Genomic DNA, 18,906 nt, shown 5'->3' with positions numbered 1-18,906 from the left:
TATTTATACAAGATCATACTTGATTTTCGAAAAACATGGAACTAAAGATTTGATGATATTTTATCATATCCTACATGGATAAGCTATCCGATGAATCATAAATTTACCTTATAAGTCAGTATTCAATCGTGATGAGCGGGAAACCGAGCGTTATACGTGTATCCAGCTGCTCCCTATCTTCATGTACAGCCATTTGCATCTGGACCTGATGCTCACCGCTTTGAATCATTAACGGCAGTTCTGGAGCTTCATAGGATATAGCCACAGTAGTCGCATCCGTATATCTTTCTTTGGCCTGCATGGAGATGTTTCCTGCTAAGCTCGCCTCTGTCTGTTTCAACAGTTGATCTTTGGATGCCTTTGTATGCAGCGAACGCTGAAGGGCTGTGTTCCACTTCGCTTGAATCCCCATAGATTTTAATCGCTCAGCACAAAGCTTATGAAGCTGAATCAACCGCTCACGTCCTGCATCGTTGCTCTCCAGTTGAACAACTACATACCATTGTCCAGTTTGACGTTCCATCACATTTAAGCGGATTCTTAGATCCTCACTATGACGAACAGAACGATAAACCGTGTGTCCATTTTCTACGAGTTTGTTTACTGTGGGTATATTCAGCTGATCGGCTATCTGTGCCGCCACATCTGCCGGCTCTTCATGGTTAGAAATCCAATCGCCTTGCCACTTCACAACCAGCTTATCCAACGTACCCGGGGCCTGGTCCGAGATGATTAACAATGAACGTAAAGCCGTTTCTGCTTCGCGGGAATCATATCGGTTTGTCTGAAGGGTTCCGTAGCGCCAGCCAGCCAGTACCAGCACCGTTCCTAATACCAAAATTGCAATAATCCCTTTTTTAATCAGCTCTGCTTTTAACATTATCGTTCCCCCCGCTCCACAACCATCCGATTCCCACACCTACGCTCTGGTTACTTTCTTTTTCGGCTGGTTTGAAATCTATCAATCTATCAATAGCATTCCCTTTGTCAGAGGTTTTATACACACAGCAATACGGCAAAGCCCTTATAAAATATTCATCTGCCTACTGGGTGTTCGACCATACATCGTAGGCACCGTAAGAATAGACTATGATCACAATGCATCTTACACCAAAAGAGGTGAAATCATGTTTCCGATTTATCCTGTAAATGAAGCCAATGTGGCACCTCATGGTGGACGTCTGGTCTGTGCCGTTATGCGTGATGGTACACGACACATCGGCATCTTAAGTGGGTGTAGCAAAGGCAAGCTGATGTTGAACGGATATCCATCCTCCTTTCCTGGCAGTCTCTACGCCGGGAGCTACAGTAACAAAGGAAAACAATCCCCAAAAAAGAATTCCTCTAAAAAGAAAAAAAGGAATCCTAAAAACAAAGCTCGTACCTCTGCCAAACTAAATGCCTTAATTAAGCCGCCTAACGAACCTCTGAGTCCATCCTTTCCTTATGACGCAGGCGGATTTGCTGGAAATGGCAGACCAGGCTATCGCGGTGGGTACGGCGGATATGGATACGGGGCAGGGCTTGCACTAGATCTGGCTTTAATCGCCTTTTTATTCCTCCTGATCTAAACACCTTGTTATGGAACACAAAAAACCGGAGGACTATTGTCGTCTCCGTTTTTTTGTATTCGTTTATTCTACATTCTACTCTGCTAATCCGTTCTTATAGGCATAGATCGCCGCCTGTGTACGGTCTTCCACTCCTAATTTAGCGAGAAGGTTCGTGACATGGAATTTTACCGTCTTAATCCCGATAATCAGCTCATCTGCGATATCCTGATTAGACTTCCCTTGTGCCAACAGGCGAAGCACCTCCATCTCACGATCAGTCAGTTCCGTATGCGCGGGTGCCTCAGCCTGTGGCTGGCGAAATCGATTCATCATCTTGGAGGCCACCTGTGACTCTAGTACGGACTGTCCGCGTGCAGCTGCACGGATCGCATCCGCTATCTCGGAAGCACGAGACGTTTTGAGCAAATAGCTGAATGCCCCTGCCTCAATGACCGGATACATTTTCTCATCGTCCAAATAACTCGTCAGCACAATCACCTTTGTCTCTGGAAGCAGACGAGTTACTTGGCGTGTCGTTTCGATGCCATCCATGCCATCCATGACCAGATCCATCAAAATGACATTTGGCTTGTATTCGGAAGCCAACCGTATGCCTTCTTCTCCGCTTCCAGCCTCGCCGACCACTTCAATACCTTCTTCCGTCCCCAGCACCGCCGCAAGACCAATCCGTACCATTTCATGGTCGTCTACCAGCAGTACGCTAATCGGTAATTCCGTTTCCATGATCATCGTTCCTTCCGCTTTCATCATTAATAACTGGCACGGACACCTCGATCCGTGTTCCTTTTCCCGGTGCCGTTATATATTGAATAGCTCCCCCAATTTCACTGACCCGCTCCTGCATTGTGGATAATCCATATGAAGTCTGCTTTTTCTCATCCAGTTCAAAACCAATACCGTTATCCCGAATCGTCAGCCTGATGGAATCCGGGCGTTGCACGATACGAATTTCCATGCGGGTTGCTTTGGCATGACGCAATGTATTAGACATCGCTTCCTGAACAATACGAAACAAGTGGTTCTCAATGCCTTTAACCAACTGTACTCCGCTTTCAATTTCAAAATCAATCTCCATCGGTACCTTTGCCTGCAACTCCTGTACCAAATCACGCAAACCCTGCTCAAGCCGTTTTCCTTCCAGATAGACAGGCCGCAGATGAAGTAGTAACGCCCGCATTTCGGATTGTGCCACGGAAGACATTTCTTCAATTAGCGCAACTTGACGCTGCGCTTTATCAAAATCCTTATCCAGCGTCCTCCCCACAGCCGTCGCCGTCATTGAAATAGCAAATAATTGCTGTGATACGGCGTCATGCAACTCTCTGGCCAGCCGCTGCCGCTCCTCCACAATCGCAGTCATCCGTGCCTGTTCTGCCAACTGAGCATTATCCGTGGATAAGCGTTGTAAAGACGTAACTTGTTCCTGCCATTTACGCCCGATCCGTTCCAGCTGCTCTCCCAGCCTGCCAAGCTCATCATGCCCTAGGGGCGGCAACTCACGTGCAGGGGTTCCCTTTTCCCACATCAGCAACGTCTCTCTCAACATTTCCAATCTGCTTTTAAAGCGGTAGCTCTCATAAAATCCGTACATTGCCCCTGTACCAATCAACACCAGTATAACGGCTCCTGCAACTTTCAATATCATGCCCCAGGTTGGGAACGACTTCACATATCCATATGTATACAGCATATAAAAGACAACTACGCCCACAACAACACACAGGAGGATACCTTCACCCATACTGCGGGTTACCATGTTGGACGTTTTTTTATGATTCATCCCGGTTCCTCCTGATTCAATAAAATCGGACGCGGACATCGCCCGCCAAGTACGAAACGACAAACTTCACTTTATACTCACTCTGCTCAAAATGGGGAGACTTCCAAACCAGTCGATTGAGCATCCCCGCCTCATGATCCCGGTCAAACTGAATCTGTCCGAACAATACGAGCATCTCCACCTCTACACCGTAATTATCCGGTAACGTGATGTCAATGTCACCGAAGATCCCTTGTAGAAATATGACGGACTCACGTTCCTCTGGGAGAGCCAACGTCAGGTCAGCATCCACGTCCCCAACCACATGCCATATGCTTGTGCTGCGCAGACTCCAAGGCACTTCATCCCATTTATGATTGGATATAAAATTGTGCTTGAATATGGAGCTTTGACCTTTATGCAGCTTCCTTGAACGTGAATAGAATACAGCTAATGATGCTAGTGTAACTACCACAAACAGGAACAAATGATCCAGCACTAACAGTCCAGCACCAATCGCGAGCATCGTGTAACCTTTTTTGATTTTGGAATTACGGATCTTATATATTCCGGCCAACATTAGGATCAGTGCAACCACGGAGAGGAACCCAATCCACTGACCGAATAAAATGATAATCCCGATGCCAATCCCTGCCAGTGCCAAGGCTGATTTTTTTCTCTCCATGCTGCACCCCCTTTATGTTTATACAGGACGGAAAAGCCATAGTGGCGCGACATTCCGCCATATGGCTTTCCCGGACCATACAGATTGAGCACGATCATCGACCAATGTCCATTCCATACAGCATATCATAATGTCTTGTTTCCGAGTAGTCAGTCCTTCTTCATATCGACTGGTTTAGCACCTGTCTGAATTTTGGACTTAAGCTGTTGAAGCTGCTCATCCACTTTAAACTGTTTTTCAGCCTCAGCTGGATTAATATATGCTTCTCCTGGAGCTTGACGGTAAGGAGCACGCAGTACGTCAGCTTCAGCTTCCATTTGCATGATTTTTTCTTCCATACGGTGGAAGCCCAATGAAGCAGACCCACTTTCAATCGTGTGCAAACTATTGATTTGAGACATTTGCTTTTTGGCTTTCGCCATTTGAGCACGGGATACCAACTCATTGCGCTTGTTGCGCATTTTATAGAATTCATCTTTCATGTCGTGAAGCTGTTGTACCAATTCTTTTGCTTGAAGCTCAGCTTGTGTATGCAAGTCGCGGTATTCGTCCTGCTTCTGCACAAAATAAATCTTCTCTCCCAACAGCTTGCGCGCTACTTCTTCCTGACCATTTCGTAATGCGGATTCGGCTTGCTTCTCACGCTCATTGGATACACGTACCGCTTCCTCCAAACGCTGTTTCATACGTCGTTCATTCGCCATTTGCTTGGCAACCGTTACCTCAGCCTCGTGAATTTCCGCCTCCATATCGCGCAAATATTGATTCAACATAATAATCGGATCTTCCACTTTATCCAACACTTCATTCACCGATGCTCTTGTCATATCCTTCATTCTTTTAAAGATCCCCATTATTTACGATCTCCCTTCTCGAATTGCTCTACTTTTTTGCGTAACTCTGCCAATTCTTTTTTCATTGCCTTTTTCTCAATATCTTCCATCATGGAATCCAAGTCGTTGTTCTGACCTGTGTTAAATTTGGATGAGTTGCGGGCATCTTGACCAAAAAACGGGTTCGAATTGCCGTATGCGCCGCCCTGATTGTAACCAGTTCCCTGCCCATACTGCGATCTTGTATTGTTACTGCCATAATAGCGCGGGTCCTGTTGATTATAGGGTCCGCTGTCAGGGCCAAATCCTCCATCGAAAGGAGATCTCGGCTCCTTGGAGATAACCAGTGCCGCAATCACATAAATCATAAATGTGGTTCCTGCTGTAATAAAGAAACTGATCACAACCAGAATACGAATCCATGTTGAGTCCATTCCTGTTGCGTCAGAAAGACCGCCACATACACCTGTTATTACTCTATCCCGGCTTGATCTGTAAATTCGGGTCATTATCAATTTACTCCTTCCCGCTGTTGTTCAGCTTGCTTTTCAGTCTCTCCCACTCTTGTTCAAGCAACGATCCACCGCCTTGGGCATCCTGTACATGGTCGCCCTCACCCCGACGTAAATCACGCAGACTCATCGTTTCTGCTTCCATATCGGCTACCCGGTCTTCCAAGCGGTTGAACATTCGGGGAACATTTCGTCCACCGTATGTACCAGCCCGTTCGTTCATTTGCTGCTGGAGTCTCAACGTCTGTACACGTGCCGCATAATACTGACGCTTGCTGTGTACCGTTTGATATTCTGTCTTTAACGTATCTAGCTGTTGTTCTAGCTCACGTAGTGATTCACGGCTCTGCTCCCACAGTTCTCTATACTGCTCTTCTTTTTCTGCATATAGCATTTTCTCCTGAAGGGCCAGCTTCGCGATATGTTCTTCATCAGCCTTCAAAGCCAGTAGCGCCTGTTCCTCCCGTTTGGTCTGCATGGACAATGCATGATCCAACTGCTGCTTCATCTGTCTTGTGTGCATCGCATACTGTTGATGGAGTTTTTCCGCTTCGGCAATTTCCTGGCGGGTATTATACAAGAACTGGTCAATTAGTTGCACCGGGTCTTGGCTTTGTTCCAAATGCTCATTGAAGGTCGCTACCGTGATATCTCGCATTCTTCGAAAAACACTCATTTGCGTCTGCTCCTTTCACAATTCGTATTGCCATAATTTATCACTTCGTTGCTACAATCTTTTTTCATTCGTCAAACTGCTAAATCAGTAACGTCTTCTGCGGTCACTCAGCAGGGAAACACCAAATATGATCAACCCGATTGCCAGTAGCGGTCCCAGAAGCCAGGACAGTTTGCCAAGCAAAATCAGTACCCCGAGTACAAGTACGATCCAGCCGAAGAGCGCATTTCCTTTTTTCACACCGTAGTAGCCTAGCATGACCATAGCTATCGGAATTAAGTAACCAATCAGATGTCCTAAAAAGTGACCGAAAAACGGAGTAAACTTACCGAGCAGCATAATCGAACCCAACACGATCAGTACAATGGCTAACCCATTCCCTTTGTTAACTCTCATCATCTCTCACCGCCTTTCACTGTGTCTTGCTTATGTTCTTATTGTACGCTGACTTAGCGTTCGACAAAACGGACCCCAGACGGTTTTTGAACCTAGACCTAAGTCGGGGATGAATATAGACCTGCGGCTATCACCCTCTATGCTGTTCTGCTGCACGGGCTATCGAGTGTTGCTCACCCGCTTGCTTGGAGCGTAGTGACAGGACAAGACAAGCCAGTAACGCTATAGCTGCAACCATATAAGGCAGGTTAATATGAACATCGAACAACAGTCCTGCAATTAACGGTCCAATCACATTACCCAAGCTTGTATAGGACGAGTTCATTCCTGCCACAAAGCCTTGCTCATCTCCGGCCTGCCGCGATAGAGAAGTGCTTACTGCTGGACGAAGGATATCCATAGCCAGAAAAATGATAAAGGTCGTCAGCATAATCATCACATACTGTTCAGCAAATAGGGTTAGAAAAATGAAAACGCCCCCAATAGCCAAACAGAGGTGAATTACTTTTTTCTCTCCAAAACGATTAATGATCCATCCAAATATAGTTGCTTGGACAACTGCTCCCATAATGGAGCCTGTCGTTATAATGATGGCAATATCCATTGGTGTAAAACCATATTTATGGTCAACAAACAGTCCAAACACTGTTTCAAAGTTCGCTAACCCAAAAGCAACGACAAATACAATGAGTAAACCCATGAAATATGGAGATTGATATGACTTGGCAAATTGCTGCAAAAGATTTTCTTTTTGACGTGGAAGCTCTCTATTAAATTGTTGCTTTTCCTTGCTTAAAGACTCAGGCAGCACTAACAGAGACAAAATAGCCGCTATTCCCGCAGCTCCTGCTGCCGCAAAGAAGGGAATGCGTATTCCATATGTGGCAAGCAAACCGCCAATCCCTGGTCCTATTATGAAGCCTGTGTTGATCGCTGCATTGATCATTCCCATTCCCTTGCCTCTTTCCTCAAACGAGGTCACATCAGCGACATAGGCCATAATAGAAGGAGTAAGCAATGCTGCCCCTGCTCCACCCATGATTCGTGCTATGAACAGGGTAGGAATGGAATTTGCCAGTCCAAAAACAAGCTCTGATAACATGAAGATGAACATCCCAGAAACAATCAACTTTTTACGTCCATAACGATCAGACAACTTTCCTGACAATGGTGATAACAAAAGCTGTGTCAACGCAAAAGCTGCAACCATCAGCCCCATCGAGGAACCATTCATCCCTAGCTCACTTATAAACTTAGGTAACACAGGGACAACTAAGCCAATCCCCATGAATGCCAAAAAAATGTTAAGCATCAATAACAGCATTGCTCCTCGATTTCTTGTGAGTATAGACATATTTCCACCCTTCCTTTTCCGTATCTCTTTATTCAACATCAGGTAAACTTCATTATTCTTTTTCAAAAACAATTGAAACTAAAATTGTTTTATTAGTTTTCATATAAAAAAATGGCCTCTTCAAATATGCAGCATATTGTTGAGGCTATTTTTTTATTTTTCGACCAATCCGAACAACAGAATATCTACAATAGAATAAGTTGCTTCCTCTACCGTCACACTGTTATCCAGAAAGAAACGCTGATCAAGCGTTAAATTTACAGATTCAATAATAAGCTTCATGATCAGAGCCTCATTTTTGTTCACTATTATTCCTTCTCGAATGCCTTCCTGAATTAATGTTCTAATCGGAGACCAGTCATTTAAATCGGCATGTACCCTTTTCCATTGCTCAGGATAATACTTTTTCATCTGGTCCAATATTCTTAAATCGTAAAACTTATAATACAGAGGCATGACCCTAATCGACTGCTTAATCTTGTCTAACAAAGATAACTCATTATTTTCGATAATTTGCTCAGTTTTACGAATCATATCATCATTAGTACGCTCAATAAGTGTTTCTAAAATAAGCGTCTTAGACGAAAAATGTTCATACAACGTACGCTTACTAATGGCGAGTCTTTTCGCAAGATCATCCATCGTAAATTTCAAACCATTTTCATGAACTTCCTCTACAAAAGCCTCCAAAATTCTTTCCTGCATATTCGTCCTCATTTCTTTCGTGCTCAGTAAACTAGAAAAGTTTTTTCAGTACCATCATCTTACGATAAGATCAAAGCGCTGGTCAAATCCATGTTAACCTTGTTGCCAAAATCATGAATATATAATAAAAAGGATAATAAAATGCCTTTAAGCATTTTATCATCCTTTTGTGTATACCGGCGAGAGGACTCGAACCTCCACGGTTTCCCACTCGATACCGAATACAATCTTGATAATACCTTGTTTAATGAAGTAAAATAAGCGCTGCTCGTCGATTTCGACCCGCAAGGTAATCTGTCGATGTACTTTGGTATTGAGCAGCGGGATCAACTTCCGTAGCTATGGTCTGCGACAGGACTAACTCAGTTGCTCAGTATCAAGGAATTTAGAATACTTGTACAACTTCTTTAATATCATCAATTTCCTCAAGAATTGCGCGCTCAATAGCAACCTTTAACGTAATCGTAGCACTTGGGCAACCATTGCAAGCTCCCAAAAATCTTAATTTTGCTATACCGTTCTCAACTTCGACCAGTTCAGCATCTCCACCGTCACGCAGTAAGAAAGGACGTAGTTTGAGAAGAACTTCCGATACTTCATCGAATAAAACTCCATTTTCATCCATTATGTCAACTCCTCCCATTTTTTTACCAACCGTCAATTCAGACCTTTTTTCACCCTAGATCGTCTGAGTGATCCTTTGCTTTTTGCCTAAGAGTGACCTCTTGATCCGAAAGTTCCCTTATAAGCGTATGAATAGAGTCTAAAGGTATCATCACACCACAACTTGCGCTCAATCCTGACAGCATATTGAAGCAGAACTGAAGTTTTCGTATCTCTCGGGTAATTTGAGCTAGTTCTGAATCGTCCGAATTATTTTTCTTCATTACTAGCACCTCTTTAAAGAATGATAAAGGTTTGATCTATTAAATTAATGAATCAACCGATGCTTCCTTCCATCTCAAATTGAATCAACCGATTCATTTCAACGGCATATTCCATTGGCAATTCTTTGGTAAACGGTTCAATAAAGCCCATTACAATCATTTGTGTAGCATCTTGTTCTGTAAGCCCGCGGCTCATTAAGTAAAACAATTGTTCCTCGGACACTTTGGATACTGTTGCCTCGTGCTCCAAAGTAATCTGATCGTTTTTAATTTCATTGTACGGAATCGTATCTGATGTTGACATGTTGTCCAATATCAACGTATCGCACTTAATATTGGACTTGGACCCTGCGGAATCGCGGCTGAAGCTGGACAACCCTCGGTAGTTTACTTTTCCGCCCTGCTTGCTGATGGATTTGGATATAATCGTAGATGTTGTCTCGGGAGCAAGGTGAATTACCTTCGCGCCAGCATCTTGATGCTGATCTTTACCGGCTACGGCAATAGACAGGATGGACCCCTTGGCTCCCCGTCCTTTCAATAATACTGCCGGATACTTCATTGTTACCTTGGAGCCGATGTTGCCGTCCACCCATTCCATTGTGGCATTTTCTTCTGCCACAGCCCTTTGGGTTACCAAGTTGTAGATATTAGGAGCCCAATTCTGAATGGTCGTGTAACGGACACGGGAATCTTTCCGGCAAATAATTTCAATAACTCCACTATGCAGAGAACTGGTACTATAAATAGGTGCTGTACATCCTTCAACATAATGGACAAAGCTGCCCTCTTCGGCAATAATTAATGTCCGCTCGAATTGACCCATATTTTCAGAATTAATACGGAAATAACCTTGTATAGGAACCTCGCACTGAACACCCTTCGGAATGTATACAAAGCTACCGCCTGACCAAACTGCACTATTAAGCGCCGCAAATTTATTGTCGGCAGGAGGGATGATCGTCCCAAAATGTTGCTTAAACACTTCGGGGTATTGCTTTAATGCACTATCCGTATCAAGGAAAATAACGCCCTGATCCTCCAGTTCTTTCCGCATGCTGTGATAAACTACTTCCGACTCATATTGAGCGGATACGCCCGCCAGGAACTTTTGCTCCGCTTCAGGGATTCCCAGCTTGTCAAAGGTTGCTTTGATCTCGGAAGGAACCTCCTCCCAGGTCTTTCCCTGTTTTTCAGAAGGGCGAACGTAATACTGGATGTCATCAAGATTTAGCCCGGTCAAATCCGCTCCCCATTCAGGCATCGGCATTTTGTAGAATTGATTCAAAGCTTTCAACCGAAAATTGAGCATCCACTCCGGCTCTTCCTTGATCCGGGAAATTTCCCGGACAATCTCTTCCGTCAGACCTTTTCCAGATTGAAAAATAGACTGGTGCTTGTCGCGAAACCCATATTTATATTCGCCCATATCTGGTGCTTTTTTAGCCATTAGTATCACTCCTTTTTAACCTTTCAAGATTCATTTTGATTTGCTATGATCTGCCGAGCTTGCTTTCCACTAAATCTTTTAGGCGACTGCGAACACCTTCCAGCGGGATCTCCGAAATGACAGGAGCGAGAAATCCGAAAATAACAAGATGTTCGGCTTCACTCCGTGATATCCCGCGCGACATCAGATAATAGATTTGCTCTGCATTTACTTGCCCCACGGATGCAGCATGACCCGCGGTTACATCATCCTCATCTATCAGCAGGATCGGATTGGCATCGCCGCGAGCTTTAGGACTTAGCATAAGCACGCGTTCTGTTTGCTGACCATCACAATGGGTTGCGCCTTTTTCAATCTTTGTAATGCCGTTAATAATGGCCGTAGCTTCTTCAAGCATGACTGCACGCGTAATCATCTGGCTTACCGAGCTTCTGCCAAAATGCTGAGCTTGAGTTGTATAGCTCGATTTTTGATTGCCCGTGCCAATAGCAATCACCTTATTGTCGGAGACCGCCCCGTTGCCTTGTAGCAAAGTCTTGGTATCGCTGGCGGTATAACCATTGTTCATCTCACCAATAATCCATTCCACACCCCCATCAGCAAGAACGACCGCCCGTCGCTGGGTGAAATCTGTTGTAGTTGCAGCAAGCTGATGAACCGAAGCTACTTGCACCTTTGAGCCCGCCCCCGCGAAGACCTCCGTCACACCGTTATGCAATACCTTGACATCATCACCACTCGATACACAATTATCCACATAAGTGATCTTGCTGTTGCTCCCTGCCACAATTAAGACGTGAGGAGCAAAACACACACCGCTTGTATCGTTAAGAAAGATCGCTTGAATAGGTGCTTCAACCTCTACACCGTCTGGGACATATAGAAAAACGCCACCACTCCATAAGGCACTGTGTGCAGCAGATAAACGATGTTCTTCTGGCTTTACTGCCTGAAAGAGATAACGTTGAACCAGCTCCTCATGCTCTTTTGCCGCAGTATGCAGATCCGTTAAAATAACTCCCTGGGCGGCTAAGCTCTCGGACAATTTCGTATACACTACATCCGAGTTGAACTGAACGATTAGTCCGCCTTTCACCGGAGAAGCAACCAAACCTCGAACAACCTCCGGCGCTTCCTCCAAACTAGACCACGCATTCTCAGCCTTGTAATCTCCACTTTCGTAGATATCCCATTTTTCGAGATTGATTTTCTCCACTTTAGGCAACTCCAGCGTCCCTGCCAGTTCGAGTGCGTGAACGCGGCGTTCAATCAGCCAACGAGGTTCATCCTTAGCGCTTGACCATGCGCGTAAATCGTCCACATTCATTGAAACTCTAGCTTGTATATCCACGTGCTGTTCCTCCTCTCCGGCTTTTAAGCTTCCCTTACCGTCTCATCCGTAATCCCAAGTTCCTCCTTCACCCAATCGTACCCTTCAGCCTCCAAACGGTGGGCAAGCTCCGGACCGCCAGATTTAACTATCCGGCCTTGCATCATGACATGCACAAAATCCGGGGTAATATAATTCAACAGTCGTTGATAATGGGTGATGATTAAAAAGCCTCTATCCGGGCTGCGCATCTCATTTACGCCATTGGCCACAATACGCAGTGCATCAATATCAAGCCCTGAGTCCACTTCATCCAGGATCACAAACTTGGGTTCAAGTAGCATCATTTGCAAAATCTCATTCCGCTTTTTTTCACCGCCAGAGAATCCCTCATTCAAATAACGATGCACAAATTCCGGGTTCATCTCCAGCCCCTTCATTTTGCTCTCCATTTCACGGATAAAACGGATTAAGGATATCTCATCGCCTTCTTCACGCCGTGCATTGATGGCACTTCTGAGAAAGTCCGAGTTGGTCACGCCAGCAATTTCACTTGGGTATTGCATAGCGAGGAACAAGCCTGCCTGGGCACGCTCATCCACCTCCATCTCCAGAAGGTCTTCATTGTCCAGCGTCACCTTACCGCCAGTAACCTCATATTTGGGATGGCCCATTAAAGCTGAAGCCAATGTACTTTTTCCCGTCCCATTAGGCCCCATAATCGCATGAATCTCTCCGCCATGAATCTCCAGTGTGAGCCCTTTTAAAATTTCTTTCCCTTCAATCTTGGATCTTAATTCCTCAATCTTTAATGTCGTCATTTATCGTCAACTTCCCTTCGGAGTATTCTTCGGCACGCGCTACCAAATCACTCATAAATTTTCCAATAGTCTGCAGCTCAACCTCTGAATAGGATTCAATGAATTGGTAAAACCTTTCTTCTTTTTCTTTGTGCAGTTCTTTATGCAAATGATAAACGTGTCTTCCCTTATCCGTTAAACTAAAGTAAATCTCCTTACGATTGCTGTTCAGTTGACTTCTCATAATGAAGCCCATTTCCAGCAGCTTTGCACTAATTTTAGTAATGCTAGCTTTGGACAACCCCATCTTCTCCACAATCCCGGTATGATTTATCGGTTCATAATCACCAATGCAATCAATAACGTGTACACTAGTAATATTGTTGGAGAGCATGTCAATCTGGTACTTTCTGGCCTGTTGCCGAAACGAGTTAAATTCTTGTTCAGTATACAGCTCATTCAGATGTAGCATTTTAATATATTGCTCGTAAAGATGACCTTTAAAATGATTTTGAAACTCCAATTTCCCAATCTCCCCTCTCTTGTAGTAGTTGCAGACCAAGTTCAGTGTCACCATTAGATTATTTTTTGTTCACTAGTGAACAAAATTATATTAACACAATTGATATTGATAATCAATATCAATTGTGTTAAATGTGACGCAATTTTGGAGGCGCTTTTCATGAGTTTGTTATCATTGTCATCGGCCTCATGCTGTGTTTTGACTAGGGCACGTCCCGGAAATGGTTTTGCCTACCTCTGATCAATTCGGCAGCACCCGGATGGATATGGTAACCGAAGCCAAGTCCAATACCGTTGCCTATGAACGTCATGGTACACCTGCCACAGACCGGGGTCGCTACCGTAAAAAGAGGACAAAGGTGGTGCTTGGCCGAGCTGTTTTAAAGCCGTACCGCAGCGTTTGAGTACGCTATCGTGAGCATGTATGGCAATGAATAATCCGTCAGTTACCTGTGTCTGGATATGTTATGGGGCCAAAGAGTATACCAAAAACTGTGGTTTTTGCTGGTGAATCCGAACAGGCGATGCTCCATTCTAGCCAGCACCGATCTGACACTGGAGGCGACCTAGATCATCGAACTTTATACCGCCCGGTTCAAAATCAAATGCACCTTCTGGGCGCTAAAGCAATCCATCGGCGGATTCAGCTACCACTTTTGTAGCAAATCCATTCCGAAGCTCAACCGGTATTTGAAAAAGGATCGGGTTCACCCTCTGGAGTTGTTGGAAGAGGAGAAAGCGCAACGGGACATCCGCCTAACTGTAAAGATAAGAATGGTAAACGATAACCAAAATGGATCCCTACGGGGCTTAAGATAAAAGGAACCAAGAAAAGAGCCGAAATCTTGCTTCAGGAAGCCAGGAAGAATTATCATATGGAAGGACAAGCACTCGCGGTTGAAAACGAAGATATGCTGTAAGAGTAAAAGCGGCTACTCCATCCGGTAATAGCAAAAGGCTGTTCGCAGACTTTATGCTTCAATGGCTAGAGATGATGAAGAACAGTATCGGGCTTATCTCCTATATCTCCTATTCCGACACTGTAAAAGGCCGCGTAGATCCTTTTTCCGAGAGAAAGGGATGTATTGCTTGATGATTTAACTACAGAGGATTTTCAGACCTTGTATACCCATGAAATGAATGTGCAAGGTGTCAGCGCCAATACCGTTATTCATTACCACGCGAACATTTGCAGAGCCCTTCAGTATGCCGTGAAAATAAAGCTGATTGTGGCGAATCTCCCTGACTTAGTTGAAAGCCCAAAAAAGAACAATTACGTCGTGAGCTTCTACAATGCCGAGGAGCTGAATCAACTCCTCGCAGTAATCCGAGGCGAAAGAATTGAGCTTTTCGTTATCCTGGCTGCCTTTTATGGGCTAAGCCGAAGCGAGGTCGTAGGATTAAAATGGTCGGCTATTGATTTATTGAATTGGACTATTAATATTAAACATACCGCCACATCGGGCAATTTGAATGGTAGATATATTGAAATTGAAAAGGACCGAACCAAGAATAAAGCCAGTCGCCGTATACTGCCACTGGTGGACACGTTCTATGAGCTTCTGATTCGTATGAAGGAATAACAGGAATCCTATCGCTTATCTTCTGACAATTCTTATTGTCTTGAATACCTGGAGTATATTTATGTAGATGTATTAGGGGTAAGCATGAAAGAAGTTCAGGAATGGTTAGGCCACAGCGATTATGCAACAACGGCAAATATTTATTCGCATTTCGAATACAACTCAAAGGTGTCTTCAGCTCAAGCAATGAGTGGGGGACTAAAGCTCAAATAAAAAAAGCCCACTAGAGATTATCTCTAATGAACTCTTTTAGTTAATACCGGCGAGAGGACTCGAACCTCCACGGTTTCCCACTCGATTTTGAGTCGAGCGCGTCTGCCATTCCGCCACGCCGGCATATTCAATTATGGAGGCGCCACCCAGATTTGAACTGGGGAATAAAGCTTTTGCAGAGCTTTGCCTTACCACTTGGCTATGGCGCCAGAGTGTAACAAAGCGGACGACGGGAATCGAACCCGCGACCCTCGCCTTGGCAAGGCGATGCTCTACCGCTGAGCCACGTCCGCATAAAGATGGCTGGGGATATAGGATTTGAACCTATGCATGACGGAGTCAAAGTCCGTTGCCTTACCGCTTGGCTAATCCCCAATAAGTAAAGGGCGGCCGATGGGGCTTGAACCCACGAATGCCGGAGTCACAGTCCGGTGCGTTAACCACTTCGCCACGACCGCCGCAAGTAATGAATAATTGGCAGGGGCAGCAGGAATTGAACCCACACCAACGGTTTTGGAGACCGTTGTTCTACCTTTAAACTATGCCCCTATAAAACTGGTGGAGGATGATGGATTCGAACCACCGAACCCGTAAGGGAGCAGATTTACAGTCTGATGCGTTTGGCCACTTCGCTAATCCTCCAAAAATGGTGCCGGCGAGAGGACTTGAACCCCCAACCTACTGATTACAAGTCAGTTGCTCTACCAGTTGAGCTACACCGGCACATAAAATATTCAATTAAAAGTGGCTCGGGACGGAATCGAACCGCCGACACGAGGATTTTCAGTCCTCTGCTCTACCGACTGAGCTACCGAGCCTTATTATAAGGCTCTTCATTAAACGTTGTATTACTAATGGCGGAACTGACGGGATTCGAACCCGCGATCTCCTGCGTGACAGGCAGGCATGTTAGGCCTCTACACCACAGTTCCATAATAAATTTTAATTGGTTGCGGGGGCAGGATTTGAACCTGCGACCTTCGGGTTATGAGCCCGACGAGCTACCGAACTGCTCCACCCCGCGACAATAATAAATATTTAATTTTCAAATGGTGGAGGCTGAGGGGCTCGAACCCCCGACCCTCTGCTTGTAAGGCAGATGCTCTCCCAGCTGAGCTAAGCCTCCACAATTAAGCACTTCTCATATTATACCATAATGAACTTTTTATTGCAAGTTCTTTTATGATATTTTTTATGACCCGTAGGGGATTCGAACCCCTGTTACCTCCGTGAAAGGGAGGTGTCTTAACCCCTTGACCAACGGGCCATGCAATAAAATAATTATGGCGGAGAGAGAGGGATTCGAACCCTCGAGACGCTTTTGGCGCCTACACGATTTCCAATCGTGCTCCTTCGGCCAACTCGGACACCTCTCCATATGGCTCCCCGAACAGGACTCGAACCTGTGACAACTCGATTAACAGTCGAGTGCTCTACCAACTGAGCTATCAGGGAATATTAAGCATTTGTTTCAAGGTTACACCCTGAAAACTGGATCCGAAACTCATTGCGTTTTATTTTTAGGATAAGCCCTCGACCGATTAGTATTGGTCAGCTCCATGCATTACTGCACTTCCACCCCCAACCTATCTACCTCGTCGTCTTCAAGGGGTCTTACTAATTGGGAAATCTCATCTTGAGGGGGGCTTCACGCTTAGATGCTTTCAGCGCTTATCCCTTCCGTACATAGCTACCCAGCGGTGCTCCTGGCGGAACAACTGGTACACCAGCGGTACGTCCATCCCGGTCCTCTCGTACTAAGGACAGCTCCTCTCAAATTTCCTACGCCCACGACAGATAGGGACCGAACTGTCTCACGACGTTCTGAACCCAGCTCGCGTACCGCTTTAATGGGCGAACAGCCCAACCCTTGGGACCTACTTCAGCCCCAGGATGCGATGAGCCGACATCGAGGTGCCAAACCTCCCCGTCGATGTGGACTCTTGGGGGAGATAAGCCTGTTATCCCCAGGGTAGCTTTTATCCGTTGAGCGATGGCCCTTCCATGCGGTACCACCGGATCACTAAGCCCGACTTTCGTCCCTGCTCGACTTGTAGGTCTCGCAGTCAAGCTCCCTTCTGCCTTTGCACTCTTCGAATGATTTCCAACCATTCTGAGGGAACCTTGGGGCGCCTCCGTTACTCTTTAGGAGGCGACCGCCCCAGTCAAACTGCCCACCTGACACTGTCCTCGCACCGGATCACGGTACCAAGTTAGAACCTAGATACGATCAGGGTGGTATCCCAAGGATGCCTCCCTTCAAGCTGGCGCTCAAAGTTCTACGGCTCCCACCTATCCTGTACAGATCGTACCCAAATTCAATATCAAGCTGCAGTAAAGCTCCATGGGGTCTTTCCGTCTTGTCGCGGGTAACCTGCATCTTCACAGGTATTAAAATTTCACCGGATCTCTCGTTGAGACAGCGCCCAAGTCGTTACGCCATTCGTGCGGGTCAGAATTTACCTGACAAGGAATTTCGCTACCTTAGGACCGTTATAGTTACGGCCGCCGTTTACTGGGGCTTCGGTTCATAGCTTCGCCCGAAGGCTTACCACTCCCCTTAACCTTCCAGCACCGGGCAGGCGTCAGCCCGTATACTTCGCCTTGCGGCTTCGCACAGACCTGTGTTTTTGCTAAACAGTCGCTTGGGCCTTTTCACTGCGGCCCCCTCGGGCTATTCACCCTACCGAGGCACCCCTTCTCCCGAAGTTACGGGGTCATTTTGCCGAGTTCCTTAACGAGAGTTCTTCCGCGCGCCTTAGAATTCTCTTCTCGCCTACCTGTGTCGGTTTGCGGTACGGGCACCTTCTCCTGGCTAGAGGCTTTTCTTGGCAGTCTGAGATCATGACCTTCGCTACTATAATTTTCGCTCCCCATCACAGCCCAGCCTTACGATGTGCGGATTTGCCTACACACCAGCCTCACTGCTTAGACGGACATCCATCAGTCCGCGTCACTACCCTACTGCGTCACCCCATCGCTCATAACGGATTACGGTGGTACAGGAATTTCGACCTGTTGTCCTTCGACTACGCCTATCGGCCTCGCCTTAGGTCCCGACTTACCCTGAGCGGACGAACCTTCCTCAGGAACCCTTAGGCTTTCGGCGGATCTGATTCTCACAGATCTTTTCGTTACTCATACCGGCATTCTCACTTGAATGCAGTCCAGCGCTCCTTACGGTACACCTTCAACCCGCATTCAACGCTCCCCTACCCCTGATGCAAGCATCAAGCCATAGCTTCGGTGGTGTGTTTAGCCCCGTTACATTTTCGGCGCAGAGTCACTCGACCAGTGAGCTATTACGCACTCTTTCAATGGTGGCTGCTTCTAAGCCAACATCCTGGTTGTCTGTGCAACTCCACATCCTTTCCCACTTAACACACACTTGGGGACCTTAGCTGATGGTCTGGGCTGTTTCCCTTTCGACAATGGATCTTAGCACTCACTGTCTGACTCCCGGAACTAAATCTATGGCATTCGGAGTTTGACTGAGCTTGGTAACCCTTGCGGGCCCCGCACCCAATCAGTGCTCTACCTCCACGATTCTTTTTTCCGAGGCTAGCCCTAAAGCTATTTCGGGGAGAACCAGCTATCTCCGGGTTCGATTGGAATTTCTCCGCTACC

The 18,906-nt window shown here is 45.9% G+C and carries 19 protein-coding genes, 15 tRNA genes and 1 rRNA gene (1 of these 35 running past the window's edge); 4 read left to right on the top strand and 31 right to left on the bottom strand.

Annotation, left to right across the window (positions count from 1 at the left end):
• Positions 1–115 precede the first annotated feature (115 nt).
• The gene (locus MHB54_RS18120; RefSeq protein WP_023990233.1) at positions 116–880 is read right to left on the bottom strand and encodes a YwmB family TATA-box binding protein; all 765 of its coding nucleotides are present in this window, start codon (positions 878–880) and stop codon (positions 116–118) included.
• A 247-nt stretch (positions 881–1,127) separates the two neighbouring features.
• Between MHB54_RS18120 and MHB54_RS18115 the strand changes: the two genes are divergently transcribed.
• Positions 1,128–1,571, top strand: a complete 444-nt coding sequence (locus MHB54_RS18115) for a hypothetical protein (protein ID WP_023990234.1) — start codon at positions 1,128–1,130, stop codon at positions 1,569–1,571.
• A gap of 75 nt (positions 1,572–1,646) precedes the next feature.
• On the opposite strand, the gene MHB54_RS18110 is transcribed toward MHB54_RS18115, so the two are convergent.
• From MHB54_RS18110 to MHB54_RS18045, 14 genes are all read right to left on the bottom strand, one after another.
• Positions 1,647–2,297, bottom strand: coding sequence for a response regulator (locus tag MHB54_RS18110; RefSeq protein WP_013372995.1), 651 nt, complete (start codon positions 2,295–2,297; stop codon positions 1,647–1,649).
• Positions 2,275–3,354 (bottom strand): sensor histidine kinase, encoded by a 1,080-nt coding sequence (locus tag MHB54_RS18105; RefSeq protein ID WP_023990236.1) that lies wholly within the window; start codon positions 3,352–3,354, stop codon positions 2,275–2,277. Before MHB54_RS18105 ends, MHB54_RS18110 begins: the two co-directional genes overlap by 23 nt.
• A 16-nt stretch (positions 3,355–3,370) precedes the next feature.
• A complete protein-coding gene (gene liaF, locus MHB54_RS18100; RefSeq protein ID WP_023990237.1) occupies positions 3,371–4,018 on the bottom strand; it encodes a cell wall-active antibiotics response protein LiaF in 648 nt (215 codons plus the stop codon).
• A 149-nt stretch (positions 4,019–4,167) separates the two neighbouring features.
• Positions 4,168–4,872, bottom strand: coding sequence for a PspA/IM30 family protein (locus tag MHB54_RS18095; RefSeq protein WP_023990238.1), 705 nt, complete (start codon positions 4,870–4,872; stop codon positions 4,168–4,170).
• Complete coding sequence (locus MHB54_RS18090) at positions 4,872–5,360, bottom strand: PspC domain-containing protein (protein WP_023990239.1); 489 nt, start codon at positions 5,358–5,360, stop codon at positions 4,872–4,874. Before MHB54_RS18090 ends, MHB54_RS18095 begins: the two co-directional genes overlap by 1 nt.
• 7 nt (positions 5,361–5,367) lie before the next feature.
• Positions 5,368–6,039, bottom strand: coding sequence for a PspA/IM30 family protein (locus tag MHB54_RS18085; protein WP_023990240.1), 672 nt, complete (start codon positions 6,037–6,039; stop codon positions 5,368–5,370).
• Between the two features lie 84 nt (positions 6,040–6,123).
• A complete protein-coding gene (locus MHB54_RS18080) occupies positions 6,124–6,435 on the bottom strand; it encodes a LiaF transmembrane domain-containing protein (protein ID WP_013311898.1) in 312 nt (103 codons plus the stop codon).
• A gap of 130 nt (positions 6,436–6,565) precedes the next feature.
• Entirely contained in the window at positions 6,566–7,828 is a 1,263-nt protein-coding gene (locus tag MHB54_RS18075; RefSeq protein WP_327204603.1) for an MFS transporter, read from the bottom strand.
• 114 nt (positions 7,829–7,942) lie between these two features.
• Positions 7,943–8,494: a TetR/AcrR family transcriptional regulator gene (locus tag MHB54_RS18070; RefSeq protein WP_023990242.1), complete on the bottom strand. Its 552-nt coding sequence runs from the start codon at positions 8,492–8,494 to the stop codon at positions 7,943–7,945.
• Between the two features lie 385 nt (positions 8,495–8,879).
• Complete coding sequence (locus tag MHB54_RS18065) at positions 8,880–9,119, bottom strand: NifU family protein (RefSeq protein WP_013373004.1); 240 nt, start codon at positions 9,117–9,119, stop codon at positions 8,880–8,882.
• A gap of 314 nt (positions 9,120–9,433) precedes the next feature.
• A complete protein-coding gene (sufB, locus tag MHB54_RS18060) occupies positions 9,434–10,831 on the bottom strand; it encodes a Fe-S cluster assembly protein SufB (protein ID WP_023990245.1) in 1,398 nt (465 codons plus the stop codon).
• Between the two features lie 43 nt (positions 10,832–10,874).
• On the bottom strand, positions 10,875–12,182 hold the full coding sequence (gene sufD / locus MHB54_RS18055; protein ID WP_023990246.1) for a Fe-S cluster assembly protein SufD: 1,308 nt from the start codon (positions 12,180–12,182) through the stop codon (positions 10,875–10,877).
• Positions 12,183–12,205: 23 nt separating this feature from the next.
• Entirely contained in the window at positions 12,206–12,982 is a 777-nt protein-coding gene (sufC, locus tag MHB54_RS18050) for a Fe-S cluster assembly ATPase SufC (RefSeq protein WP_023990247.1), read from the bottom strand.
• Complete coding sequence (locus MHB54_RS18045; RefSeq protein ID WP_264454545.1) at positions 12,963–13,484, bottom strand: MarR family transcriptional regulator; 522 nt, start codon at positions 13,482–13,484, stop codon at positions 12,963–12,965. Before MHB54_RS18045 ends, sufC begins: the two co-directional genes overlap by 20 nt.
• A 220-nt stretch (positions 13,485–13,704) precedes the next feature.
• Here MHB54_RS18045 and MHB54_RS18040 point away from each other — a divergent pair, with 220 nt between their 5' ends.
• The 3 genes from MHB54_RS18040 to MHB54_RS18030 all read left to right on the top strand — a co-directional run bounded on the left by MHB54_RS18040 (position 13,705) and on the right by MHB54_RS18030 (position 15,279).
• Positions 13,705–13,887 carry a hypothetical protein gene (locus MHB54_RS18040; RefSeq protein WP_023990249.1) on the top strand — a complete coding sequence of 61 codons (183 nt, stop codon included), beginning with the start codon at positions 13,705–13,707 and terminating at the stop codon, positions 13,885–13,887.
• A 681-nt stretch (positions 13,888–14,568) separates the two neighbouring features.
• Positions 14,569–15,066, top strand: a complete 498-nt coding sequence (locus MHB54_RS18035) for a tyrosine-type recombinase/integrase (RefSeq protein ID WP_226887823.1) — start codon at positions 14,569–14,571, stop codon at positions 15,064–15,066.
• Positions 15,067–15,150: 84 nt separating this feature from the next.
• Positions 15,151–15,279: a hypothetical protein gene (locus MHB54_RS18030; RefSeq protein ID WP_264454544.1), complete on the top strand. Its 129-nt coding sequence runs from the start codon at positions 15,151–15,153 to the stop codon at positions 15,277–15,279.
• A gap of 44 nt (positions 15,280–15,323) precedes the next feature.
• Here the strand turns inward: MHB54_RS18030 and MHB54_RS18025 are convergent.
• From MHB54_RS18025 to MHB54_RS17950, 16 genes are all read right to left on the bottom strand, one after another.
• Positions 15,324–15,402, bottom strand: a tRNA-Leu gene (locus MHB54_RS18025).
• A gap of 11 nt (positions 15,403–15,413) precedes the next feature.
• A tRNA-Cys gene (locus tag MHB54_RS18020) sits at positions 15,414–15,488 on the bottom strand.
• A gap of 12 nt (positions 15,489–15,500) precedes the next feature.
• Positions 15,501–15,572: transfer RNA gene (locus MHB54_RS18015), tRNA-Gly, on the bottom strand.
• Between the two features lie 7 nt (positions 15,573–15,579).
• Positions 15,580–15,654, bottom strand: a tRNA-Gln gene (locus MHB54_RS18010).
• A gap of 10 nt (positions 15,655–15,664) precedes the next feature.
• Positions 15,665–15,737, bottom strand: a tRNA-His gene (locus tag MHB54_RS18005).
• 17 nt (positions 15,738–15,754) lie between these two features.
• Positions 15,755–15,828: transfer RNA gene (locus tag MHB54_RS18000), tRNA-Trp, on the bottom strand.
• Between the two features lie 7 nt (positions 15,829–15,835).
• Positions 15,836–15,921: transfer RNA gene (locus MHB54_RS17995), tRNA-Tyr, on the bottom strand.
• A gap of 5 nt (positions 15,922–15,926) precedes the next feature.
• Positions 15,927–16,002, bottom strand: a tRNA-Thr gene (locus tag MHB54_RS17990).
• Positions 16,003–16,024: 22 nt separating this feature from the next.
• Positions 16,025–16,097 (bottom strand) — tRNA-Phe (locus MHB54_RS17985).
• A gap of 37 nt (positions 16,098–16,134) precedes the next feature.
• Positions 16,135–16,211: transfer RNA gene (locus MHB54_RS17980), tRNA-Asp, on the bottom strand.
• A gap of 15 nt (positions 16,212–16,226) precedes the next feature.
• Positions 16,227–16,303: transfer RNA gene (locus MHB54_RS17975), tRNA-Met, on the bottom strand.
• 26 nt (positions 16,304–16,329) lie between these two features.
• Positions 16,330–16,405 (bottom strand) — tRNA-Val (locus MHB54_RS17970).
• A gap of 69 nt (positions 16,406–16,474) precedes the next feature.
• Positions 16,475–16,546: transfer RNA gene (locus tag MHB54_RS17965), tRNA-Glu, on the bottom strand.
• A 17-nt stretch (positions 16,547–16,563) separates the two neighbouring features.
• Positions 16,564–16,655, bottom strand: a tRNA-Ser gene (locus tag MHB54_RS17960).
• 3 nt (positions 16,656–16,658) lie between these two features.
• Positions 16,659–16,734 (bottom strand) — tRNA-Asn (locus MHB54_RS17955).
• Between the two features lie 66 nt (positions 16,735–16,800).
• Positions 16,801–18,906: ribosomal RNA gene (locus MHB54_RS17950) — 23S ribosomal RNA — on the bottom strand; it runs 819 nt beyond the window's last position.

Source organism: Paenibacillus sp. FSL M7-0802, assembly GCF_038004945.1.
GTDB classification, from domain to species: Bacteria; Bacillota; Bacilli; order Paenibacillales; family Paenibacillaceae; genus Paenibacillus; species Paenibacillus polymyxa_B.
The sequence above is the reverse complement of the archived record's forward strand: the minus strand, read 5'-3'. Positions and strand labels throughout refer to the sequence as shown.

Coding starts and splice junctions, on each gene's coding strand:
- MHB54_RS18120 (WP_023990233.1), bottom strand. CDS start 880: ATGTTAAAAGCAGAGCTGATTAAAAAAGGGATTATTGCAATTTTGGTA.
- MHB54_RS18115 (WP_023990234.1), top strand. CDS start 1,128: ATGTTTCCGATTTATCCTGTAAATGAAGCCAATGTGGCACCTCATGGT.
- MHB54_RS18110 (WP_013372995.1), bottom strand. CDS start 2,297: ATGGAAACGGAATTACCGATTAGCGTACTGCTGGTAGACGACCATGAA.
- MHB54_RS18105 (WP_023990236.1), bottom strand. CDS start 3,354: ATGAATCATAAAAAAACGTCCAACATGGTAACCCGCAGTATGGGTGAA.
- liaF (WP_023990237.1), bottom strand. CDS start 4,018: ATGGAGAGAAAAAAATCAGCCTTGGCACTGGCAGGGATTGGCATCGGG.
- MHB54_RS18095 (WP_023990238.1), bottom strand. CDS start 4,872: ATGGGGATCTTTAAAAGAATGAAGGATATGACAAGAGCATCGGTGAAT.
- MHB54_RS18090 (WP_023990239.1), bottom strand. CDS start 5,360: ATGACCCGAATTTACAGATCAAGCCGGGATAGAGTAATAACAGGTGTA.
- MHB54_RS18085 (WP_023990240.1), bottom strand. CDS start 6,039: ATGAGTGTTTTTCGAAGAATGCGAGATATCACGGTAGCGACCTTCAAT.
- MHB54_RS18080 (WP_013311898.1), bottom strand. CDS start 6,435: ATGAGAGTTAACAAAGGGAATGGGTTAGCCATTGTACTGATCGTGTTG.
- MHB54_RS18075 (WP_327204603.1), bottom strand. CDS start 7,828: ATGTTGAATAAAGAGATACGGAAAAGGAAGGGTGGAAATATGTCTATA.
- MHB54_RS18070 (WP_023990242.1), bottom strand. CDS start 8,494: ATGCAGGAAAGAATTTTGGAGGCTTTTGTAGAGGAAGTTCATGAAAAT.
- MHB54_RS18065 (WP_013373004.1), bottom strand. CDS start 9,119: ATGGATGAAAATGGAGTTTTATTCGATGAAGTATCGGAAGTTCTTCTC.
- sufB (WP_023990245.1), bottom strand. CDS start 10,831: ATGGCTAAAAAAGCACCAGATATGGGCGAATATAAATATGGGTTTCGC.
- sufC (WP_023990247.1), bottom strand. CDS start 12,982: ATGACGACATTAAAGATTGAGGAATTAAGATCCAAGATTGAAGGGAAA.
- MHB54_RS18040 (WP_023990249.1), top strand. CDS start 13,705: ATGGTTTTGCCTACCTCTGATCAATTCGGCAGCACCCGGATGGATATG.
- MHB54_RS18030 (WP_264454544.1), top strand. CDS start 15,151: ATGAAAGAAGTTCAGGAATGGTTAGGCCACAGCGATTATGCAACAACG.